Source organism: Corallococcus sp. 4LFB, from assembly GCF_046520365.1.
GTDB classification, from domain to species: Bacteria; Myxococcota; Myxococcia; order Myxococcales; family Myxococcaceae; genus Corallococcus; species Corallococcus caeni.
Genome location: NZ_JBKGHJ010000018.1, coordinates 1 through 20,361 on the forward strand (window position 1 = coordinate 1; position 20,361 = coordinate 20,361).

20 protein-coding genes are annotated in these 20,361 nt (G+C 69.8%); 12 read left to right on the forward strand and 8 right to left on the reverse strand.

All coding sequences use genetic code 11. The features are described 5' to 3' along the window. Window positions 1–1,015: AAA family ATPase (locus ACLEQD_RS03730; protein WP_410381881.1), on the reverse strand; the 1,015-nt coding region annotated here is incomplete at its 3' end. Window positions 1,016–1,429: 414 nt separating this feature from the next. On the opposite strand from ACLEQD_RS03730, the gene ACLEQD_RS03735 reads away from it, so the two are divergent. Beyond that, the gene (locus ACLEQD_RS03735) at window positions 1,430–1,885 is read left to right on the forward strand and encodes a response regulator (RefSeq protein WP_410381883.1); all 456 of its coding nucleotides are present in this window, start codon (window positions 1,430–1,432) and stop codon (window positions 1,883–1,885) included. Window positions 1,886–1,957: 72 nt separating this feature from the next. Here the strand turns inward: ACLEQD_RS03735 and ACLEQD_RS03740 are convergent, their stop codons facing one another. The 4 genes from ACLEQD_RS03740 to ACLEQD_RS03755 all read right to left on the reverse strand — a co-directional run bounded on the left by ACLEQD_RS03740 (window position 1,958) and on the right by ACLEQD_RS03755 (window position 5,798). Continuing rightward, the gene (locus ACLEQD_RS03740; protein ID WP_410381885.1) at window positions 1,958–2,116 is read right to left on the reverse strand and encodes a hypothetical protein; all 159 of its coding nucleotides are present in this window, start codon (window positions 2,114–2,116) and stop codon (window positions 1,958–1,960) included. 142 nt (window positions 2,117–2,258) lie between these two features. Then, entirely contained in the window at window positions 2,259–2,990 is a 732-nt protein-coding gene (locus ACLEQD_RS03745) for a CHAT domain-containing protein (protein WP_410381887.1), read from the reverse strand. Continuing rightward, on the reverse strand, window positions 2,953–5,271 hold the full coding sequence (locus tag ACLEQD_RS03750; protein ID WP_410381889.1) for a zf-HC2 domain-containing protein: 2,319 nt from the start codon (window positions 5,269–5,271) through the stop codon (window positions 2,953–2,955). Before ACLEQD_RS03750 ends, ACLEQD_RS03745 begins: the two co-directional genes overlap by 38 nt. Then, window positions 5,268–5,798 carry an RNA polymerase sigma factor gene (locus ACLEQD_RS03755; RefSeq protein WP_410381891.1) on the reverse strand — a complete coding sequence of 177 codons (531 nt, stop codon included), beginning with the start codon at window positions 5,796–5,798 and terminating at the stop codon, window positions 5,268–5,270. The genes ACLEQD_RS03750 and ACLEQD_RS03755 overlap by 4 nt, the downstream gene beginning before the upstream one ends. A 321-nt stretch (window positions 5,799–6,119) precedes the next feature. Here ACLEQD_RS03755 and ACLEQD_RS03760 point away from each other — a divergent pair, with 321 nt between their 5' ends. Beyond that, a complete protein-coding gene (locus ACLEQD_RS03760; protein ID WP_410381893.1) occupies window positions 6,120–6,830 on the forward strand; it encodes a class I SAM-dependent methyltransferase in 711 nt (236 codons plus the stop codon). A gap of 5 nt (window positions 6,831–6,835) precedes the next feature. Here the strand turns inward: ACLEQD_RS03760 and ACLEQD_RS03765 are convergent, their stop codons facing one another. Next, window positions 6,836–7,423: an imm11 family protein gene (locus tag ACLEQD_RS03765; protein WP_410381895.1), complete on the reverse strand. Its 588-nt coding sequence runs from the start codon at window positions 7,421–7,423 to the stop codon at window positions 6,836–6,838. Between the two features lie 203 nt (window positions 7,424–7,626). Here ACLEQD_RS03765 and ACLEQD_RS03770 point away from each other — a divergent pair, with 203 nt between their 5' ends. The 3 genes from ACLEQD_RS03770 to ACLEQD_RS03780 all read left to right on the forward strand — a co-directional run bounded on the left by ACLEQD_RS03770 (window position 7,627) and on the right by ACLEQD_RS03780 (window position 9,589). Continuing rightward, window positions 7,627–8,520 carry a DUF2381 family protein gene (locus ACLEQD_RS03770; protein WP_410381897.1) on the forward strand — a complete coding sequence of 298 codons (894 nt, stop codon included), beginning with the start codon at window positions 7,627–7,629 and terminating at the stop codon, window positions 8,518–8,520. 11 nt (window positions 8,521–8,531) lie between these two features. After that, entirely contained in the window at window positions 8,532–9,023 is a 492-nt protein-coding gene (locus ACLEQD_RS03775) for a serine/threonine protein kinase (RefSeq protein ID WP_410381899.1), read from the forward strand. 212 nt (window positions 9,024–9,235) lie between these two features. Further along, window positions 9,236–9,589: a hypothetical protein gene (locus ACLEQD_RS03780; protein WP_410381901.1), complete on the forward strand. Its 354-nt coding sequence runs from the start codon at window positions 9,236–9,238 to the stop codon at window positions 9,587–9,589. A gap of 2 nt (window positions 9,590–9,591) precedes the next feature. Here ACLEQD_RS03780 and ACLEQD_RS03785 read toward each other — a convergent pair whose 3' ends face one another. Continuing rightward, window positions 9,592–10,830, reverse strand: a complete 1,239-nt coding sequence (locus ACLEQD_RS03785; protein WP_410381903.1) for a Fic family protein — start codon at window positions 10,828–10,830, stop codon at window positions 9,592–9,594. Window positions 10,831–11,070: 240 nt separating this feature from the next. Here ACLEQD_RS03785 and ACLEQD_RS03790 point away from each other — a divergent pair, with 240 nt between their 5' ends. The 7 genes from ACLEQD_RS03790 (at window position 11,071) to ACLEQD_RS03820 (ending at window position 19,795) form a co-directional block, all read left to right on the forward strand. Beyond that, the gene (locus ACLEQD_RS03790) at window positions 11,071–12,162 is read left to right on the forward strand and encodes a porin (protein WP_410381905.1); all 1,092 of its coding nucleotides are present in this window, start codon (window positions 11,071–11,073) and stop codon (window positions 12,160–12,162) included. Between the two features lie 117 nt (window positions 12,163–12,279). Next, complete coding sequence (kdpF, locus tag ACLEQD_RS03795; RefSeq protein WP_207054042.1) at window positions 12,280–12,369, forward strand: K(+)-transporting ATPase subunit F; 90 nt, start codon at window positions 12,280–12,282, stop codon at window positions 12,367–12,369. A gap of 9 nt (window positions 12,370–12,378) precedes the next feature. Beyond that, the gene (gene kdpA, locus ACLEQD_RS03800) at window positions 12,379–14,097 is read left to right on the forward strand and encodes a potassium-transporting ATPase subunit KdpA (RefSeq protein ID WP_410381907.1); all 1,719 of its coding nucleotides are present in this window, start codon (window positions 12,379–12,381) and stop codon (window positions 14,095–14,097) included. 2 nt (window positions 14,098–14,099) lie between these two features. Beyond that, window positions 14,100–16,160: a potassium-transporting ATPase subunit KdpB gene (gene kdpB / locus ACLEQD_RS03805; protein WP_410381908.1), complete on the forward strand. Its 2,061-nt coding sequence runs from the start codon at window positions 14,100–14,102 to the stop codon at window positions 16,158–16,160. Between the two features lie 26 nt (window positions 16,161–16,186). Beyond that, on the forward strand, window positions 16,187–16,786 hold the full coding sequence (gene kdpC / locus ACLEQD_RS03810; RefSeq protein ID WP_410381910.1) for a potassium-transporting ATPase subunit KdpC: 600 nt from the start codon (window positions 16,187–16,189) through the stop codon (window positions 16,784–16,786). A gap of 13 nt (window positions 16,787–16,799) precedes the next feature. Continuing rightward, entirely contained in the window at window positions 16,800–17,963 is a 1,164-nt protein-coding gene (locus ACLEQD_RS03815) for a sensor protein KdpD (RefSeq protein ID WP_410381912.1), read from the forward strand. Then, entirely contained in the window at window positions 17,960–19,795 is a 1,836-nt protein-coding gene (locus ACLEQD_RS03820) for an ATP-binding protein (protein ID WP_410381914.1), read from the forward strand. The genes ACLEQD_RS03815 and ACLEQD_RS03820 overlap by 4 nt, the downstream gene beginning before the upstream one ends. Window positions 19,796–19,802: 7 nt before the next feature. Here ACLEQD_RS03820 and ACLEQD_RS03825 read toward each other — a convergent pair whose 3' ends face one another. Next, entirely contained in the window at window positions 19,803–20,264 is a 462-nt protein-coding gene (locus tag ACLEQD_RS03825; protein ID WP_410381916.1) for a hemerythrin domain-containing protein, read from the reverse strand. Between the last annotated feature and the right edge of the window lie 97 nt (window positions 20,265–20,361).

A 20,361-nucleotide genomic window follows, 5' to 3' on the forward strand; every position in this document is an offset into this window, starting at 1 on the left:
CCTCCACCACCTCCGGCGCGGCCTCCACGTGCACGGCGCCGTCCTGCTGCCGGCGCTTCTCGCCGCCCACGTCCGCGCCCGTGAGCAGCCGGTCCACCGCGGCGCCCGTGTCGCGGTGCACGCGCACCTCGTCGCGGCTCACCATCTCCACCACGATGTCGAAGGTGGGCGTGCCCTTGCGCTCGGTGACGGTCTTCTGCGTGCCCCGGCGCCGCGCCTCGTCGTCGCTCAGCGTGACGGTCTGCACGCCGCCCACCAGGTCCGACAGCGTGGGGTTCAGCACCAGGTTCTGCAGCGTGTTGCCGTGCGCCGTCGCCACCAGCTGCACGCCGCGCTCCGCGATGGTGCGCGCGGCGGCGGCCTCTGCGGCGGTGCCAATCTCATCCACCACGATGGCCTCGGGCATGTGGTTCTCCACCGCTTCAATCATCACGTCGTGCTGACGGTCCGGCCGGCTCACCTGCATGCGCCGCGCGCCGCCGATGCCCGGGTGCGGGATGTCCCCGTCGCCGCCAATCTCGTTGGACGTGTCCACCACCATCACGCGCTTGCCCAGCGCGTCCGCGAGCACGCGCGCCACCTCGCGCAGCTTCGTCGTCTTGCCCACGCCCGGCCGCCCGAGCAGCAGCAGGTTGCGCCCGGACTCCACCAGGTCGCGCAGCATGTCGATGGTGCCCTGGATGGCGCGCCCCACGCGCAGCGTGAGCCCCACCACGCGCCCCTGCCGGTTGCGGATGGCGGACACGCGGTGGAGCGTGCGCTCGATGCCCGCGCGGTTGTCGCCGCCCGGCTCCCCCACCCGGGCGAGCACCGCCTGGAGCGCCTCCGCGTCCACGGGCACCTCCGACAGGCGGGCCACGCCGTGCACCAGCCGCGCCTCCGGAGGCCGGCCCAGGTCCATCACCACCTCCAGCAGCTCCGCGTGGGGCAGCTGCCGCACCGCCTCCTGGAGCGGCGGCGGCAGCACCGCCACCAGCAGGGCGAAGTCGTTGTCGAAGGGAGTTCCCGAAGCCATCCCCCAAAAGTGCCAAGCGACGCCCGCCTGCGCACGGCTTTCCCGTGCGTCCCCGGGCGGGGCACCCCCAAAGGACGCTCCTTCCCAGCCCGGCAGGCGGACAGGCGCGCGAGCGCTTCGGCCCCCGGTCTTGCATCCGCTCGGGCCCGCCCGTATTTCACCGGGAGTCACACTCTGGGGTCGCCGCCGCCCCAGCGGCGTGAGGCGTTTTCCCTACCTCCGCGCGACTTCGAAACCCGACTTCCGTACTCGAAGTGCGGGGCTCCCGGGTCTTCAGGCCTAGGGGCATTGTGCGCGAATACAGTTATGACGTATATTGCACAACATACCTGGACGTAATGCACTTCAGACCTCTCCCTCAAGGTCCTGGAAGGCGGAGACGCGATGGCGGAAGGCAAGTTGAAGGCGCTTGTGGTGGATGATGACCCACTCGTGCTCGAACTGGTGGAGCGCTCCATCAGCCGGTACGGCTTCGATGTCGTCACCACGCGCGCGGCGCTGGGCGTGGCCAACCTGCTGCGGACCGAGCAGCCGGACATCGTGCTGCTGGACGTGAACATCCCGGCGCTGAGCGGCGACCGCATCCTGGGCGTGGTGCGCCAGTTCGCGGGGCCGGACACGCTGTTCATCCTGTACTCGTCCATGGACGAGTCGAAGCTGCGCGAGCTGGTGCGCGCGTCAGGGGCGGACGGCTACATCCCCAAGGGCGTCACCGGTCCGGAGCTGGCGCTCAAGCTGTCCGGCATGCACCACAAGCGGATGGCGAACCGTCCCACGCCCGCGGTGCGCGTGGAGACCGTGCTCCAGCGCGACGTGGCCGCGCCCCAGTCCCAGGGCACCTCGGCCCAGGTGTCGATGGCGTCGCGGTAGACGGAGACAGGCTCGAACCTCTACCGCGTGCGTCGAAGAGGCCCTTCCCCCGGAGGGCCTCTTCCACGCGCGTCAGCGTTCGAAGCCCGCGGGACCCGGCGGCGGCTTGTCCGGCAGGTCGTCCTGGAACTCGTCGCGAGAGAACAGCGATGTCACGAGCGTCTTCGTCTCCAGCTCCGCGGGACCCGGGGGCGGCTTGTCCGGGAGCGCCTGCTGAGGCCTTCTGGGCATGGGTACCAGCACAGGACTGATCCGACATCTCGACATGACCGTGTCCTCCTGACGAAGCCGCCGGATCCGCGTTCCGATCCCGCGTGTGGCTTCATCTTGAAGACGTCACGGATATGTTTCTTTTAAGCTACCTTTTGGGTTGTCACTGGAACAGGAGCACGTCGTGCACCCAGCGGTCGCCCGGTGAAGCCTGGAGCCACGCTTGCCGCTCGTCGCGCAGGGCCACGGCGGGGGCGACGCCCGCGTGGATGCGCTCGCGCACGTCGTTGAAGAAGCGGCCCGCCGAGTCCGGGATGTCCACCGTGGCGGCCAGCACCGCGCGCGCCCCTGCTTCGAGGAAGGCCACGGGCAGGCTGAAGGACTCGTGAGGGAAGGGCGCGGTGCGCGCGGCGCCGCACGCGGCCAGGAACACCAGCGGTGCCTTGGGGAGCCCGTGGGTGCGCACCTGTTGGGCGGAGAGCGCGTACCGGCCATCCCGCTCCGGGGCCAGCATGAGGAGCGAAGCGTCCGACAGCTCCTGGCTGAACACGCCATGCGTGTGGAGCTCCACCTCGGTGGCGGCGCCCATCGCCTCCAGCACGCGCGACGGCGTGGCCCTCGCGCCCTCCAGCATCACGCGCCGGGAGTCTTGCCCGGGTGGATGCGACATGGAAGGCAGGCGCGGAAGGCCCAGGGCCGCGGGCGTGTCCACGTTGGAGACGACCAGGTACGTGCCGCTGTCCACCGGCGGAGGCTGGCCTGGCGTCGCGTGGCCCACCCGGTAGCTCCAGGCGAGGTCCGGGGGCAGCAGCCGGGGCAGGCCATTCACCGGAGGCGGAGCCAGCACCTGCACCTCGTCACATCCGCGCAGCGCCTCCTGCACCGAGGGCGGCACCAGTCCAGAGGCATCCTGTCCGAGTGGCGCCGTGCGTGTCTGGGTGAACGTCCCCCCGCACCGCGCCGGAAGGCCCCCGCGCCACCGCGAGCGTGCGCTCATGCTGCACCGACACCGCGAGCACGCAGCGCTCCGGCACCTCCATCACCTGGAGCTGGCGGCCCGCGAGGGTCAGCGCCTCCACGAACGCGCCCGTGCGTCCGGCGTCGGAGATGAGCGCGGCGGAGGCGCGGGCCCGAGCGCGGCGGGCGTTCACGTCGTCGGGCCATTGTTCCGCCTGCGTGAGAGCGCTCCGCAGCAGGGCGCGTCCGGCGGTGGGGTCGCGCTCCAGCTCGAACTCCCCCTGGATTGCGTCCAGCAGCGCGCGCTTGCCAGGGCGGGGCTGGGCCTGACGCAGCCCGGAGAGGGTGCGGGACATCACGTCCGCGGCGCCGGGCATGGGACCGAAGCGGGCCAGGTCCGCGAGCACACCCGCGCCATTCAGGCCGGGCGGCAGGCTGGACTCCAGGGCCTGCTCCATGTGCTGACGGGCCTCGTCCACGCGGAAGTCCATCCACGCCAGCGTGGCCAGGTTGCGGTGCACGTAGCCGGACTGCACGGAGTCGTCGGGCATGCGCGCCAGCGACTCCCGCAGGTACGCGCTCGCGGTGGGGACGACGTGGTGGAAGCGCGCCACCTGCCCCAGCTCCTGGAGGAACGTCCGCTCCTGCTGCCATTCCCCGTGATTCTTCGCGAGCCGCCAGCCGCGCAGCGCGTGTTCGTGGGCCTCGGCGGGACGGTGCAGCTCGCCCAGGTACATGTCCGTCATCCACTGGTGCAGGTCGGCGCAGCGGTAGTCCAGCCGCTCCGCCTCGCACGTGCGCAGCGCCTCCAGCACGCGCGCCTCCGCCTTCCACCACTGGCCGTCGCGCACCTCCTGTTGGGCGCGCTCGCGTTCGGCGATGAGGTGGAACCACGGGTCGCCCAGTCTGTCCGCGGCGCGAGCGAACGCCGCCACGTCCACGGGCCGTCCCTCCTTGAGCTCGTAGCCGAGCGCGCCCACGTACAGGTCGTCCTCGCCGGAGCGCCGCAGCGCCGCCAGGTAGGCCGCGGGGAAGGGGCTTCCTCCGCGCACGAACCGCGCGTAGTCCCGGGCGAGCGGCCCGCGCTTCTGGAAGTCCCGCGCGGCCACGCGGGTGACGGTCGCGTGCAGCACCGTGCCGCCGCCATAGGCCCGGTCCAGGGCCTCCGCCAGCGGGAGCAGCCGCAGCGCCGCGTCCTTCGAGGGCGCCGCGCGGAGCGCGTCGTAGAAGGCCAGCCGCACGATGCCGGGCCATTGCGTGGCCTCCTCCAGCGGCAGCCTCGCGGTGGGATCCGCCATCAGGTCCTGCGTCGCCGCGAAGGCCTGCCTCCAGGCTCGGCCCCGGGCCTGCGTCCGTTCACGCAGCTCGCGCGCATGGTCCCGAGCCTCCACGCTCCAGCCGGGCTCGCCCAGCTTCGCCACGGCGTCGAAGGCGTCCGCCGCCAGCAGGGGCAGCTCCAGGTTGCGCAGGACGAGCGCCAGGTTCCACAGGGCCTGCGGATGGTCCGGCCGCTTCCGGAGCACGTCCTCCAGCACGGCCAGGGCCTTGTCGAGCAACGTCTGCTCGGAGGTTCCGGGGTGGCCCAGCGCCAGCGCCACCGCGCGGTCGGAGTCCACGTCCGGGGAGGCAGGCGCGTTGCCCAGGTAGCTCAGGGCCTGCCGCGCATCGCCCGAGAGCAGGTACGCGGAGGCGATGCCGCGCCAGTCCTGCTGCTCCTCCATCCGGGCCAGCTCCCGCAGCGGCAGCCGCGCCGTTGGGGAAGCCCCTCCGCGCATGGGCGCGTAGGGGCGGTGTTCATCCAATGCCCCGGACGTCAGCCGGGCCTCCAGGGGGCGGGAGGTCTCCGGCGACGGCCAGGGCGTGGGGGCGTCACGCGACACGCGCGCCGCCCAGGTCCCCACGGCCGCGAGCGCCAGGGCGAGCGTCCCCAGGTGGCTCCAGTGGGGACGCCAGCGGCGCGGCGCGGCCCGCGGCGGCGGGACCAGGACCTCGGCGGGTTCGGACGGGACGGGCCAGGGCACTGGGGAGGCCGCTGGTGCGTCGGAAGCCGGCGCCGCCTTCGCGATCGCCAGCCGCCCGAGGATGTCCGCCTGAAGCAGGTCATGGAACCGGACGCCGCAGGCCTCGCAGGAGGCCAGGTGCGCGCGGAAGCCCTCGTGGTGTTCGCGGGGCAGCTCTCCGTCCACGAAGGCGGGGAGGTGGGTGCAGTGGGCGTTCATCCGCTCCCCAGCTTCCGACGGGCCTCGGCCATGTCGCGAAGCTGGTCACGCAGCCTGTGCCGCGCGTGGTAGAGCCACGTGCCCACCGTGCCCACGGGCGCCCCCAGCCGGCGGCCGATCTCCGCGTGACGCAGCCCTTCGGAGTGCAGCTCGAAGGTCCGGCGCAGGTTGAAGGGCAGCGACGCGACGGCCTTGAGCAGCTCGGCCTCGGTGACGCACTCCCACAGCTCCGGGTCCGGCGCGTCCGGCTCCTCGAAGAGCTTGTGCACGTTGCCCAGGTTGATGACGGTAGTGGCTTCCGTGCGCGAACGGCGGCACGTGTCGAGGAAGCGGTTGTGCAGCACCCGCACCAGCCACGCGCGGCGCTCCGGCTCCCCCCAGCCGCGCAGGGTGTCCCACTTCAGCAGGGCCCGCAGCAGGACGTCCTGGACCAGGTCCTCGCAAGCGGTGGCGTTCCCCCCACAGATGTTCCGCGCGACCGCCATCAAGATGGACTGATGACGGACCGCGAAATCGGCGTACTCCATGTCGGAAGTGTCGAGTTCTTCTCTCATCGTTCGGCCCCCAGTGCCGGTTCTGAAAAGAAAACGTAATAGGTCTGATTCCTTTAGAATGGCGTTAAAGCCTTACAGATTGGATGTAGTCGGCTGACTGTCTTTGTGCGTCAGCGCAGGGAATCCTGCGGTCCAGGATTTGGAATGTGTTGTCAGCGCGGATTCCCCACACGGAGCGGGTCCGGTTGGCGTTGGAGTGGCGTACCGGAGAAGGAGGGCACCATCGAAAGATCCGCCGACTCCGTCTGAATCCCCGCTCTGCCATTCCGCGCGGGGCCGGCGCATCTTCGGGGCATGACCCACGAGCATTCCGCCCACGCACCCACGCATGGCTTCGGCGCCGACCGCGCGCCCCATTACGACGCCCAGGCCGCGGTGAACCTCGCCGGCTACCAGGCGGCGTATGAGCTGGGTGTCAGCGCCCTGGCGGCCTGTTTGGACGGCCAGGAGACGGCGTCACTGCTGCACGTAGGCCTGGGCACGGGCGCGGAGCTGGTGCCCTATCTCCGCTTCAGCGTGCCGGGCTGGCGCTTCACGGGAGTGGAGCCTTCCGGCCCGATGCTGGAGGTCGCGCGCAAGCGATTGGATGCGGAGGGGCTGCTCGCGCGCACGCACCTGCACGAAGGCGAGCTGCGCACCCTGCCGCCCGGTCCCCCGTTCGACGGCGCGCAGCTGATGGGCGTGCTGCACCACGTGGACGGAGACGAGGCCCGCGTCGAGTTGCTGCGGGAGGTGACGCGGAGGCTCAAGCCCGGAGCGCCGCTGGTGCTGGGCTGCCGCGTCGGCAAGGACCCGGAGCTGACGAACGTGGAGCTGCGCCGGCTGCGGGCGTACGGCGTGACTTCAGAGAAGCTGGAGGCCCGGCGTCAGGCCTACGCGAAGATGCAGCCCATCGAGTCCGATGCCACCCTGTTCGCGATGTTCGCTCAAGCGGGGCTGGTGGCGCCGAAGACGCTCTTCGTCTCGCTCCAGTACAAGGTCTTCCTCGCGCGCTTCGCGCTCTGAGAGGGTCAGTGGGGCTCGGGCGCTCCCGTCACGCGCTCGAACGACACACCCAGGTTCCCGACCCCTTCGAGGGCGTTCTTGATGTCCTCCGACACGATGAACGCTGTCTTGAACTTCTTCAGCCGGAAGACCTGTGCGCCCTCGGTCTTCGTGGGGGCGATTCGCAGTCCGTAGATCCAGTTGTACTCCCCTTCATATCCAGGGGCAGGGTCGTCCTCTTCATAGTGATGCACCTCCCGGCACCGGGCCTCGTCTATGGCATCAACCACCTTGGTGGCATTGACGACGAAGGACCGCTCGGACTCCCCCGCTATCGACACGGGAAAGAGCTGCACGTCATCGGGGGCCAGTGCCCGGAAGACGTTCGCGATGGCATGGCTGACGACGGGGGTCTGCTCTATCACGGAGAATACGAACGCCCGCCTCTTGCCTGGGGTTGAGATGAGGGCCTTCATACGCCCTGGTTCTTCAAGGACACGGCCATCCGCGAACATCCAAGGCTCGTCAAAAGCCTCACCTGTTCCTCGTGTCGGCGTCTCGATGAGCCATTGCGGCACATCACCCAGCCTCACCCAGTAGAAATGGCGCTCCACCTCACCCCTCCACTTTCACAATGGGACTCCGCGAATCGGAGCCCTGTGTCAGAAGCTCGTTGGCCATCCTCGCAAGCTCCATTTTGACCGGCTTGATGGGGGCCCCTGGGTTGGCTGTGGGAATGCCACCCTGGTACGTTGTCACGTCTATGCGACTTAGCCCACTCGCAGGGCCTGCCCTGGTCTTCTTTCTTCTGAGCGCGGTGACTGCCAAGGCAGGCGACAAGTGCGACCGTCCCAAGCAGCGGACCATCCTGCTCTCCGAGCACCCTTCAGATGGCACCCAAACCGTCTACGTGACGGGGCAGGTCATCACGGCCCTGCGCTTCGAGGCATCCGTTGACCCCAGCAAGACGAAGGTCATTGGCTGGGAGGGCCGCCTCGAACCGCTCACGGTGGTCCGCAACAAGGTCATCATCGAGCCCATCCGGGATCTTGACGGCGATGAAGGGCTCCCCCTGGTCGTGACGCTGGTTGATGGAACCGAGATCCCGTTCCTCGTGAGGCCTCCGTGGAGAGAGAAGGACAGCGGTGGGTGGCCGCCGATTCTCGACCAACAGGTTGACGTGTTCAAAAACCGGGAGAGCTACGCGGCCATGCACTCGGCCCTGATGGACGCCCTCAAGAAGAACGACGCCCTGACCGAGGAAAACGAGCGCTATCGCGAGCAGGAGAACTCCATCGACCATGCCTACGCGACTCTTCTCGCGAACGGGGAGGTGAAGAAGACGCCGTTTCGATTCGTAGCGGCCTCCCGTCCGAAAGACTCGGATATGGAGATGGTCGTCAAGGTCTTCTCAGGCCCAGGCAAAGCGGCGGCTCTGGTCACCCTGACGAACACCGGCTACGGCAACACATGGGCGTTCGCGGACGCGTACCTGACGCGCGACATGGCGAGCTACACGAAGCGACCCTTCGCGCTACGGATGACCCGCGCCACGATTGTTCCCGGGCAGTCGGGAACCATCGCGGTTGTGGCGGACAAGAGTGCCTTCGAGCATGAGGGGCAACTCGTGGATCTTGCCCTCCAGATCTTCCGGTCAGACGGAAACCTTCAGGTCATGGTCAGGATGGATCGCACGCTGATTCGGCAGTAGAAGTGACGAACATGTCCACCCGCCGAGCCAGACTGCTCTCCTCTGTCATCCTGCTTGCTGCGTTCTCAGCTTGCACCACGACCGGTGGCGTCTCCCTGCGCCCGGACGGGTCTCCTGGACCGCAGGAGTGTTCGGAGAAAGCGCTCGAAGTCATGCGCTACCTGAAGATGCGTGTCGGTGACGCCGCGTTGGCGGAGCTGGACGCGAATCAGATCCGGTCGCGCCGCATCACCCTCTACGACGGGCCCATCGAGAGCATGCTGCGAGAAGATCTGGGTACGCTTGAGGCGACGACCCGCTTGTACGGGCAGGTCTGGACGAGCGGCCCCCAGGTCGTCATCCGCTGGTACGAGGCCCACCCGCCGGATGGCGACAAGGTGCCCATCTGCGCAGTGGCACGGCTCAGCGATGACCAGATGCGGAAACTGCCCGAGTCAAAGCCCGGCACAGCCATTCTCGATGGCTCTGTCGCGGCTGCCTATGTCGTCAATGCATTCCGGTGACACTCCAGTCCGAGGTGCGCTTCAATCCTGGCGCGAACCGTGGGGTCGCGTTGGAAAAGGACTCGGGTCGATGAACCCGGGCCGCCAGGGATCCGAGGCCGCATCAGAATTCCGAGGCGGGTTCCTCGAGCCAAGCGCGCGGAATCCCTGCGCCGCCCTCCTGGTCCACGCCTTGCTCCGGGCTGAGGCTTCACGCCTTCCAAGGAGCCACGATGCGCTGGATGCGGATGCTGGGCTGTTGTCTGACGGTGATGACCCTCGCTGCCTGTGGTTCGGACGACGGGGAGAAGCAGGGGAGGTTGAAGCTGCGGGAGGGCCAGTCGCTGGACCTGGCGCAGGAGTGCGGCGTGGACCTGCCCCAGTGTCCGCAGGGCCTGTCTTGCCTCGTGCTCAAGCTGGACGGCGTGTCGAAGGCGCGCTGCGTGGATGACACCCAGGTGTGCAGCGAACTCGTGTCCTGCACGGGCGGCACCGAGTGCACCATCCTGGAATCGTATCCCGGCCAGGTCACCTGCGCCGGCAAGTGCACCTCGGACTGCGACTCCTCCGTGTCCAGCAGCCCGTGACGTCAGCGAGCCTGGAGCAGGTGGTTGATGGCCGAGGTCCAGAGGTCCGTTGCGAGCTTGAGCACGGAGACTTCGGACTCGGCCTGACTGGAGTTCCCGTCGCGTAGGACGCGAAAGGTGTGCCCCGTGGGAACCGCCTCGATGCGGTGCTCCTGGGGCACAGCCTCCGTGCTGGGAAGCGTCAGACGAACACCCGCGCCTTCCTTGTTCCATCCGCCAACCCCTCCTCCCGGGGGGAGCGCGCTGAAGGAAAGGTCGATGTGCGCGCCGTGGCTGTCACCCACCAGGCCGAAGAGCCAATAGGGGGCCTTCTGGATGGAGGCCCACTCACGCTCCGTCAATGCAGGGAGGTCGGACACCCGAAGGCGCGGCCGATTGTCCTCCGGGAACTTCGCCATCAACTGCTCCGCGAAGTCCACGAGCGATCCATGAAGCACACGGACCGCTTCGTACCAACGGCCGAACTGGGATGCCGTCGCGGCCCTTGTCTTGCCAAGTTGCTCCGCCAGGTAGTCAATCGCAGGCTCACGGACCTCGGTGAGCTCACGGGCCGCGCGCTCGTACTCCTCGAAGCTCTGGTCCAGTCGGTCGAGCGTCAGTTCCACCATCGCGGTGATATCTCCCGAATGGGATGCATCGAGCGCCATGTAATACCGCGCCCGGTCCTCGACGAGCAGGACGATGGCCGGGTAGTGCTCCCGCATCAGCAGCAGGTTGGCAATCAACCTTCCAGTCCGTCCGTTCCCATCCACGAAGGGATGGATCGTCTCGAACCACGCATGCGCGATGGCGCAGACGACCACCGGGTGCTCGGTCTTGGCTCCAGCCAACCACTCTCCGAACGTCCGCATCTCCTCGGGTACCTGGACGGCTTGCGGAGGCACATGCTTCGAGCCCCCGATTCGCACGTTGATGCGCCGATAGACACCGGCATTCTCGGGGTCGATGACGCGCAGGACGGTGCCGTGAATCTCGCGCACGTCCCGCTCACTCAACACCGCATCCTTGCTGGCCAGCGCTTCGACGAAATCGAGCGCATGCGCGAGGTTCACCGCCTCGAAGTGGTCCTTCAGGGACTTGCCCGCGATGGTGATTCCATCCTCCACCACGGCGCGCGTCTCCGGCAGGGTCAGCCGGTTCCCTTCAATCGCGTTCGAGTTGTACGTGTGGTGGATCCGGAACCAGCGCCGCAGGCTCTGCACCGCGGCGGCAGGCATCCGTGTGGCACGCAGCCGGCGCATGCGCTCGGTCGCCTGCTGAAGCCTGGGCTCGATGCTCTCGCTCCACCGGCACGGATGCACGCCAACCACCTCCGCTCCCCACTGTAACGCCGTCGTCCCCTTTCACCTCGCAGGGACGCCCGGGGCCGGTTCGTGCACATTGCAATCCGGGCGTGAGCCACGCTCCCGCAACCCCTCGGAACGCTTGGGCCTGACGAAGGCCCGCTCCGGTACGGCGGATGCTCAGGGAGAGAGCCCGAGATGCCAATTCCCGAAGCCGCTTCCCACCTGCTCCGCCTGCTGTTGACCCAGGCCTCCCCCGAAGCGCCCTCCGTGCTCGCCCGGCTCCAGGTCGAGGGCGGCGTGGACGCCTACTTTGGCTACAACTTCAACCGCCCCGACAGCGACGTGAACTTCCTGCCGGGCACCGGCACCACCGCCCGCCGGCACGATGAAATCACCGTCAACCTGGCGTCGCTGGGCGTGAGCCTGGCGCCGGAGCCCGTGGGCTTCCACGTGCTGCTCGGCTTCGGCACCGGCATGGATGTCCTGCACCGCGCGGAGCCCGAGGAGGACGCCACCGGCCCCGACGTCTGGCGTTACGTGCAGCAGGCCTCCCTGTCCTTCGAACAGGGCCCCCTCACCCTGGAGGCGGGCATCTATCCCAGCCACATCGGCCTGGAGTCCTTCCAATCCCAGCTCAACTGGACCTACACCCGCTCGTGGATGGGCGAGTTCTCGCCCTACTACCAGACAGGCCTCAAGGGCACCTGGCGGTTCGATGAGCGCTGGAGCGCGCAGCTCCAGCTGCTCAATGGCTGGCAGACCATTGGCGACAACAACGGCGGCAAGGCCCTGGGCACCCAGGTCGCCTACGCGGGGGACCGGCTGAGCGCGGCCTTCAACACCTTCGTGGGCAACGAGGGCTCCGGCGAGATGGAAGCCCTGCGTCTGTTCGCGGACACCGTCGTCACCCTGAAGGCCACCGACGCCGTGAGCGCCGCCGCCACCGCGGACGTCGGCCGGCAGGCCCGCCCCGGGACCTCCGCCGCCCTCTGGTATGCGGCGGGCGCCAACGTCCGGGTCCAGCTCGCGCCCCCCGTGGCCGTGACGGCGCGCGCGGAGGTGTACCGCGACCGCGACGGCCTGCTCAGCGGCACCGCGCAGACGCTGGCCGAGGGCACGCTCACCCTGGAAGTGAAGCCCGCAGACCACCTCTCCCTCAAGGCCGAGGCGCGCCACGACCACTCGACCCAAAACGTCTTCGACGGACCCGCGCGTGGCGAGCAAGGCCCGCCACTGCCGCGCTCAACCCAGACCCTGGTCGTCGTCGGCGCGACCGCCACCTTCTGAACCCGAAGCGGAGCTTCCCGCCATGGACCTCGTCGTCATCCTGGTGATCATTGGTTTCTTCGCGCTCTCCGCGGCCTACGCCCATGGCTGCGAGCGCTTGTGAGGAGTCCCCCCGTCATGACCTTCGAATACGTCGCTGGCATCGCGCTCGCGGTGCTGCTGTCCGCCTATCTCGTCTACGCCCTGCTCCAGCCCGAGCGCTTCTAGGACCTCGCCATGACCCTCGCCGGCTGGTCGCAGACCCTGCTGTTCTTCGCCTTGGTGCTCGCGTTGACGAAGCCCGTGGGCGTCTACCTCTTCCGCGTCTTCGAATCCCAGACGCCACCCCTGCCGCGCGTGCTCGGCCCCGTCGAGCGCGCCCTGCTGCGCCTGTGCGGCGTGGACCGTGAGCAGGAGCAGACGTGGGGCCAGTACACGGCCTCCCTGCTCGCCTTCAGCCTGTTCAGCGTGCTGGGGGTCTACGCGCTCCAGCGCCTCCAGCACCTGCTGCCCTTCAACCCCCAGCACCTGCCCGCCGTGGGCCCGGAGCTCGCGTTCAACACCGCCGCCAGCTTCAGCGCCAACACCAACTGGCAGTCCTACGCCGGCGAATCCACCATGAGCTACGCCACCCAGATGCTGGGCCTGACGTGGCAGAACTTCACGTCCGCCGCCGCGGGCCTGGGCGTCGCGCTCGCGCTGGCGCGCGGCCTCACCCGCCGCCCCGGACCGGAGGGCCGCAAGACGCTGGGCAGCTTCTGGGTGGACCTGGTGCGCGGCACGCTCTACGTGCTCCTGCCCCTGAGCTTCGGCGTGGCCCTGTTCTTCGTGTCGCAGGGCGTGCTCCAGAACCTCGCGCCGTACCCCGAGCACACCACCGTGGAGGGCGTGAAGCAGACGCTCGCGTTCGGGCCCGTGGCCTCGCAGGAGGCCATCAAGATGCTGGGCACCAACGGCGGCGGCTTCTTCAACGCCAACAGCGCCCACCCCTTCGAAAACCCCACGCCCCTCACCAACCTGGTCCAGCTGCTGCTCATCTTCGTGCTGCCCGCGGGCCTCACGTACACCTACGGCAAGATGACCGGCGACACGAAGCAGGGCTGGGCCCTCTTCGCCGCCATGTCCGTCCTCTTCCTCGTGGGCGCCGCGGCCAGCTACGCCGCCGAGTCCCAACCCAACCCCGCGCTCGCCTCCGCGAACGTCCTCCAGGCCGGGAACCTGGAGGGCAAGGAGACGCGCTTCGGCGTCGCGGCCTCCTCGCTGTTCGCCACCGTCACCACCGACGCGTCGTGCGGCGCGGTCAACTCCATGCATGACAGCTTCACGGCGCTGGGGGGCCTGGTGCCGCTGGTCAACATGCAGCTGGGCGAGGTCATCTTCGGCGGGGTCGGCGCGGGCCTCTACGGCATCCTCGTGATGGCGGTGCTCGCCGTGTTCATCGCGGGCCTGATGGTGGGCCGCACCCCGGAGTTCCTGGGCAAGAAGATTGAAGCGCGCGAGATGAAGCTCGCCATGCTGTACGTGCTCATCTTCCCGCTGGCCATCCTGGGCCTGTCCGCCGTGAGCGCGGTGCTCCCGAGGGGCACGGCGTCCCTCAACAACGCCGGGCCCCACGGCCTGTCCGAAATCCTCTACGCGTTCACCAGCGGCGTCGCCAACAACGGCAGCGCCTTCGCGGGCCTCAACGCCAACACCCCGTTCTGGAACATCAGCCTGGGCGTGTCGATGCTCGCGGGCCGCTTCCTGATGATGGTGCCGGTGCTGGCGCTGGCGGGCTCGCTCGTGGGCAAGAAGGTCGTGGCCCCCGGGCCCGGCACCTTCCCCACGCAAGGCGTCCTCTTCACCGGCCTGCTCGTGAGCGTCGTCATCATCGTGGGCGCGCTGACGTTCTTCCCCGCGCTGTCCCTGGGCCCCATCGTCGAGCACTTCCTCGGCGCGGCCGGAAAGGCGTTCTGAGCATGCCCCCCGTCAACAAGCAGGCCTCGCTGCTGGACCCCGCGCTGCTCAAGCCCGCGGTGTGGGAGAGCCTCAAGAAGCTCCACCCGCGCGACGTGGCCCGCAACCCGGTGATGTTCGTGGTGTGGGCCGGGAGCCTGCTCACCACCGTGTTCGTGCTCAAGGACCTGGTGGCCCGCGGGCCCGACAGCGCGCCCGTCTGGTTCACCGTGTCGGTGATGCTGTGGCTGTGGTTCACCGTCCTCTTCGCCAACTTCGCGGAAGCCGTGGCGGAGGGCCGGGGCAAGGCCCAGGCGAGCGCCCTGCGCCGCATGCGTCAGGACACCCAGGCCCGCCGCCTCGACGGCGACGGCCAGGAGGAGCGCGTCGCGGCACCCGCCCTGCGCAAGGGCGACCGCGTGGTGTGCGAGGCCGGAGACGTCATCCCCGGTGACGGCGAGGTGGTGGAGGGCATCGCCAGCGTGGACGAGTCCGCCGTCACCGGCGAGTCCGCCCCCGTCATCCGCGAGTCCGGCGGTGACCGCTCCGCCGTCACGGGCGGCACCAAGGTGCTGTCCGACCGCATCGTCATCCGCATCAGCGTGGACCCCGGCGAGTCGTTCCTCGACCGGATGATCGGCCTGGTGGAGGGCGCGGCCCGCAAGAAGACGCCCAACGAGATCGCCCTGCACATCCTGCTCGTGGGCCTCACGCTGGTGTTCCTCCTGGCGTGCGTGACGCTGGTGCCGCTGGCGCTCTACTCCGGCGTGCCGCTGTCCGGCACGGCGGTGGTGGCGCTGCTCGTGTGCCTCATCCCCACCACCATCGGCGGCCTCCTGAGCGCCATCGGCATCGCGGGCATGGACCGGCTCCTGCGCAAGAACGTGCTCGCGCTCAGCGGCCGCGCGGTGGAGGCGGCGGGGGACGTGGACACGCTGCTGCTCGACAAGACGGGCACCATCACCCTGGGCAACCGCATGGCCACGGAGCTGCTGCCGCTGCCGGGCGTCCGCGTGGAGGAGCTGGCGGAGGCCGCGCAGCTCGCGAGCCTCGCGGACGAGACGCCGGAGGGGCGCTCCGTCGTCACGCTGGTGAAGGACGCGTACAAGCTGCGCCCGCGCGAGCTGCGAGCCCATCAGGCCACGTTCGTCCCCTTCACCGCGCAGACGCGCATGAGCGGCTGTGACCTGCGCGACCCGCATCCCCGCAGCATCCGCAAGGGCGCGGTGGACGCCATCGTGCGCCACGCCCGGGCGCAGGGCGGCACCGTGCCGGAGGAGCTGCTCCAGGTCGCGGGCCGCATCGGTGACGCGGGGGGCACCCCGCTCGCGGTGGCGGAGGGCGCGCGGGTGCTGGGCCTCATCCACCTGAAGGACGTGGTGAAGGGCGGCATCAAGGAGCGCTTCGACCGCTTCCGCGCCATGGGCATCCGCACGGTGATGATCACCGGCGACAACCCGCGCACCGCGGCGGCCATCGCGCGCGAGGCCGGCGTGGACGACTTCCTGGCGGAGGCGACCCCGGAGGCGAAGCTCGCGCTCATCCGCGCGGAGCAGGCCAAGGGCAAGCTCGTGGCGATGACGGGCGACGGCACCAACGACGCGCCCGCGCTGGCCCAGGCGGACGTGGGCGTGGCGATGAACACCGGCACCCAGGCCGCCAAGGAGGCCGGCAACATGGTGGACCTGGACTCCAACCCCACCAAGCTGCTGGAGGTGGTGGAGGTGGGCAAGCAGCTCCTGATGACGCGCGGCACGCTGACGACGTTCTCCATCGCCAACGACGTCGCCAAGTACTTCGCCATCCTCCCGGCCCTCTTCATGGGCGTCTTCCCCCAGATTGCCCCGCTCAACGTGATGGGCCTGACGTCGCCGTTCAGCGCCATCCTGTCCGCCGTCATCTTCAACGCGCTCATCATCGTGGCGCTCATCCCCCTGGCGCTGAAGGGCGTGCGCTACCGGCCGCTGGGGGCCGCCGCGCTCCTGCGCCGCAGCCTGCTGCTCTACGGCGTGGGCGGCGTCATCGTCCCGTTCGTGGGCATCAAGGTCATCGACGTGCTGCTCACCACCGTGGGCCTGGCGTGAGCCCGCAAGAAAGGAACACAGACACCATGGCCTCCGCGCTCCTCACCGCCCTGCGAGTCAGCCTCGTCACGCTGCTCCTCACGGGTGTGCTGTACCCCCTGACCGTCACCGGCGTGGCGCAGGTGCTGTTCCCCCATGAGGCCAACGGGTCGCTGGTGAAGGACGACCGGGGCCGGGTGGTGGGCAGCGCGCTCATCGCCCAGGGCTTCACTCGAGCCGGCTACTTCCAGCCGCGCCCCTCCGCCGCGGGCACGGGCTGGGACGCGACGGCCTCCGGCGGCAGCAACCTGGGGCCCACCTCCCAGAAGCTCCGCGACCGCGCGGTGGCGGAGGCGGAACGGCTGCGCCGCGAGAACCCCGAGGCTGAAGGCCCCGTCCCTGGCGAACTGGTGACAGCCTCCGCGTCCGGGTTGGATCCGCAGGTGTCGCCGGAGGCCGCGCTGTGGCAGGTTCCTCGAGTAGCGAGGGCCCGAGGCGTGGACCCGGCGCGCGTGCGGGCGTTGGTGGCGTCTTGGGTGGAGGGCCGGACGTTCGGCGTGCTGGGAGAGCCCCGGGTGAACGTGCTGACGTTGAACCTCGCGATGGACCGGCAGTTCGGCGGACCCGCTCCCACGGCTTCGCGCTGAGGAGAAGGCAGGCATGACGACGCGGCGCCCTCGCGCGGAGGACTTCCTGGAGCTGGTGGAGCGCGGCCGGCGCGGCCGGCTGAAGCTCTACATCGGCTTCGCGGCGGGCGTGGGCAAGACGTTCCGCATGCTGGAGGAGGCACACGCGCTCAAGGCGCGCGGCGTGGACGTGGTGCTGGGCTTCGTCGAGACGCACGGCCGGCCGGAGACGGAGGCCCTGGTCGCGGGCCTGGAGGTCGTGCCGCGCCAGCGCCTCACGTACCGCGACGTCACGGTGGAGGAGCTGGACCTGGACGCCATCCTCGCGCGCAAGCCGCAGGTGGCCATCGTGGACGAGCTGGCCCACACCAACGCGCCCGTGTGCCGCCACCGCAAGCGCTACCAGGACGTGCAGGCGCTGCTGGCCGCGGGCATCAACGTCATCGGCGCCTTCAACGTGCAGCACCTGGAGAGCCTCAACGACCTGGTGGAGCGCAACACCGGCGTCACCGTGCGGGAGACCCTGCCCGACAGCTTCCTCAAGACGGCGGATCAGGTGGTGAACCTGGACCTCGCGGTGGAGGACCTGCACGAACGGCTCAAGGCGGGGAAGATCTACGCGCCCGACAAGGTGCCGCACGCCCTGGCGCGCTTCTTCACCGGAGACAACCTCTCCACCCTGCGCGAGCTGGCCCTGCGGGAGGTGGCGGAGAGCCTGGACCGCGCCACCACGGGCAGGCAGGCCCGCGAGGGCGAGGACGCGTCCCAGAAGGCAGGCGCGTGGGGCCGCGTGCTGGTGGCCCTCTCCAGCCATCCGCCGCGCGCGGCGACGCTGCTGCGCCGGGGCTCACGCATGGCGGGCCGGCTCAACACGGACTGGTTCGTGGTGTACGTGGAGACGCCGCGCGAGGCGCCGAACCTCATCGACGCGGAGGCGCAGCGGCACTTGCTGATGAACATCGAGAAGGCGAAGGAGCTGGGCGCGGAGGTGGTGCGCCTGCGCTCCAGCGACCCCGTGGCGGCGCTGCTGGACTTCGCGCGCTCGCACGGCGTGGGGCACATCCTCATCGGCCGCTCGAACCAGGCGAAGTGGCGCCAGCGGTTGGGGCTGACCGCGGACGCGCGCCTCCTGCGGGAAGGGGAGGGCTTTGACATCCACGTCGTGTCCTTCGAGTCCCACGAGGAGAAGCGCTCATGACGCTGCGCTCGCGCCTGCTGCTGGCCCAGGCGCCGCTGGTGCTGGCGCTGCTCTTGCTGGGCGCCACGGCCGTCATCACCCTGGCGCACGTGGGCCGCTCCGGCCAGCGGGTGCTGGAGGACAACTACCGCAGCGTGCTCGCCACCCAGCGCATCACCGAGCAGCTGGAGCGCATGGACAGCGCCGCGCTGTTCATCATCGCGGGAGAGCGCGAGCGAGGCCGGGCCCAGCAGGCCGCGCAGCGCCCGCCGCTGGAGACGGAGCTGGGCGTCCAGCAGGGCAACATCACCGAGCCCGGCGAGGCGGAGGCCACGCGGCGGCTGCGGGCCGCGTGGACGCGGTACCGCGACGCCTTCGATGCCTTCCTCCTGGAGCGGGACCCGGAGGCCGCGCGCACGCGCTACTTCGCTTCGCTCTCCCCGGCCTTCCAGGAGGCGAAGGCCGCCGCGTCCTCCATCCTCGCGCTGAACCAGGACGCGATGGTGCGCAAGAGCGAGCGGCTGCGACAGCAGAGCGAGCGCGTGAACACGCTGATGGTGCTCGCGGTGGTGGCGGCGCTGGGCTTCGGTCTGTTCTTCACCACGTCGCTGGTGCAGCGAGCGCTGCGGCCGGTGTCCGTGCTGTCGCAGGCGGTGCGCCGCCTGGGGCAGGGCGACGGGGAGGCGCGAGCGGTGGTGGAGGGGCGGGATGAAATCGCGCAGCTCGCCCGGGACTTCAACACCATGGCGGAGCGGCTGGGGCAGTACCGCAAGAGCAGCCTGGGAGAGCTGCTCCAGGCGCAGGCGGTGTCGCAGGCGGCCATCGACAGCCTGCCCGACCCCGTGCTGGTGCTGGGCGCGGACGGCGGGCTGCTCAACGTGAACGCCGCGGCGGCGGAGGTGCTGCGCCTGCGGCTGGACGACGGTGGGGACGCGCTGGGCCGCGTGGATCCAGAGGTGCGCGCGGTGCTGGAGCGCGTGCGAGCCCACGTCGTGGGCGGGAGGGGCGCGTACCAGCCCCGGGGCTACGAGGAGGCCGTGCGGGTGGAGGCGACCCCGGAGGGCGGCCGGTGGCTGCTGCCGCGAGGCAGCCCGGTGCACGGCGAAACGGGGGACGTGGTGGGCGCCACGCTCATCCTCCAGGACGTGACGCGGCTGCGGCGCTTCGACGAATTGAAGAACGACCTGGTGGCCACGGTGGCGCACGAGTTCCGCACGCCGCTCACGTCGCTGCGCATGGCCATCCACCTGGTGGCGGAGGGGGTCGTGGGGCAGGTGACGGAGAAGCAGGCGGACCTGCTCTTCGCGGCGCGCGAGGACTGCGAGCGATTGCAGGGCATCGTGGACGACCTGCTGGACCTGTCGCGCATCCAGTCCGGGCAGCTCCAGCTGGACATGCGGGAGGTGCGCACGGAGGCGCTGGTGGAGCACGCGCTGGCCGCGCAGCGAACGCTGGCGGAGGACCGGGGCGTGCGCCTGTCGCAATCCCTGTCACCCGACGTGGAGACGGTGCGCGTGGATCCGGACCGGCTGCACCTGGTGCTGGGAAACCTGGTGGGCAACGGCGTGAAGCACACGCCCCGGGATGGCGAGGTGTCGGTGCACGTGTCGCGCGACGGAGCCCACGTGCGCTTCGAGGTGCGAGACACCGGCGAGGGCATCCCCGCCCAGGAGCAGGCGCGCATCTTCGAGAAGTTCTACCGCGCCCCAGGCGCACCGGCGGGAGGCGCCGGCCTGGGGTTGTCCATCGCAAGGGACATCGTCCAGGCGCACGGCGGCGAGCTGGGCGTGGTGAGCACGCCAGGGCAGGGCAGCACCTTCTGGTTCACACTCCCGCAACCCGCGGAGGCCTGAAGCGGCGTCACACCGGCGCGGACGTCTCCAGTTGACGCATCGCCTCGCTGCGCGCGTCGGACGCGGAGCGGACGATTTCATCGCTGGACGGGCCGAACACGCCCGAGTCCATCTTGCGCAGCCGGGGCAGCACGTCGCGCTCCTCTTCGGACATGTGCTGCGCCACCACGGCCTCCAGCTGCCGCACCGTGGCGTCGCGGCGGCGCGCGTCGTGGCGGATGCGCAGCAGCTCGGAGAGCAGCTGCATCATCTCCCCGTGCTCCTCCACCGCGAAGTCGATGTGCGGCCCGCCGACGACAGTCCGCGCGACGGGATACACCCAGCGCTCCTCGAGGGTGGTGTGCAGCGTGAGCGTTTCGGCCAGGCGCAGGCACAGCTCCGGCTTCTCTTCGTCCGGAGTGTGACGCCACGCCTCGAAGAGTGCTTCGGCGTCGCGGTGCTGCTGGATGAGCACGTCGATGAGGTTCATGACGAGCCACGGTCTTCACGCGCGCGCAAGGGCGCAATCCACTCGCGAGGGCAAATGTCCCTGCACGCCTCGCCCCCAGGGGCCAGGCCTGCATGCA

Bases quoted from the DNA above. Each gene is read 5' to 3' on its own strand.
- ACLEQD_RS03780 (WP_410381901.1), top strand. From the start codon at position 9,236: ATGCGCTGGATGCGGATGCTGGGCTGTTGTCTGACGGTGATGACCCTC.
- ACLEQD_RS03790 (WP_410381905.1), top strand. From the start codon at position 11,071: ATGCCAATTCCCGAAGCCGCTTCCCACCTGCTCCGCCTGCTGTTGACC.
- ACLEQD_RS03785 (WP_410381903.1), bottom strand. From the start codon at position 10,830: ATGCGCCGGCTGCGTGCCACACGGATGCCTGCCGCCGCGGTGCAGAGC.
- kdpC (WP_410381910.1), top strand. From the start codon at position 16,187: ATGGCCTCCGCGCTCCTCACCGCCCTGCGAGTCAGCCTCGTCACGCTG.
- ACLEQD_RS03755 (WP_410381891.1), bottom strand. From the start codon at position 5,798: ATGGAGTACGCCGATTTCGCGGTCCGTCATCAGTCCATCTTGATGGCG.
- kdpF (WP_207054042.1), top strand. From the start codon at position 12,280: ATGACCTTCGAATACGTCGCTGGCATCGCGCTCGCGGTGCTGCTGTCC.
- kdpB (WP_410381908.1), top strand. From the start codon at position 14,100: ATGCCCCCCGTCAACAAGCAGGCCTCGCTGCTGGACCCCGCGCTGCTC.
- ACLEQD_RS03740 (WP_410381885.1), bottom strand. From the start codon at position 2,116: ATGCCCAGAAGGCCTCAGCAGGCGCTCCCGGACAAGCCGCCCCCGGGT.
- kdpA (WP_410381907.1), top strand. From the start codon at position 12,379: ATGACCCTCGCCGGCTGGTCGCAGACCCTGCTGTTCTTCGCCTTGGTG.
- ACLEQD_RS03820 (WP_410381914.1), top strand. From the start codon at position 17,960: ATGACGCTGCGCTCGCGCCTGCTGCTGGCCCAGGCGCCGCTGGTGCTG.
- ACLEQD_RS03750 (WP_410381889.1), bottom strand. From the start codon at position 5,271: ATGAACGCCCACTGCACCCACCTCCCCGCCTTCGTGGACGGAGAGCTG.
- ACLEQD_RS03760 (WP_410381893.1), top strand. From the start codon at position 6,120: ATGACCCACGAGCATTCCGCCCACGCACCCACGCATGGCTTCGGCGCC.
- ACLEQD_RS03815 (WP_410381912.1), top strand. From the start codon at position 16,800: ATGACGACGCGGCGCCCTCGCGCGGAGGACTTCCTGGAGCTGGTGGAG.
- ACLEQD_RS03825 (WP_410381916.1), bottom strand. From the start codon at position 20,264: ATGAACCTCATCGACGTGCTCATCCAGCAGCACCGCGACGCCGAAGCA.
- ACLEQD_RS03775 (WP_410381899.1), top strand. From the start codon at position 8,532: ATGTCCACCCGCCGAGCCAGACTGCTCTCCTCTGTCATCCTGCTTGCT.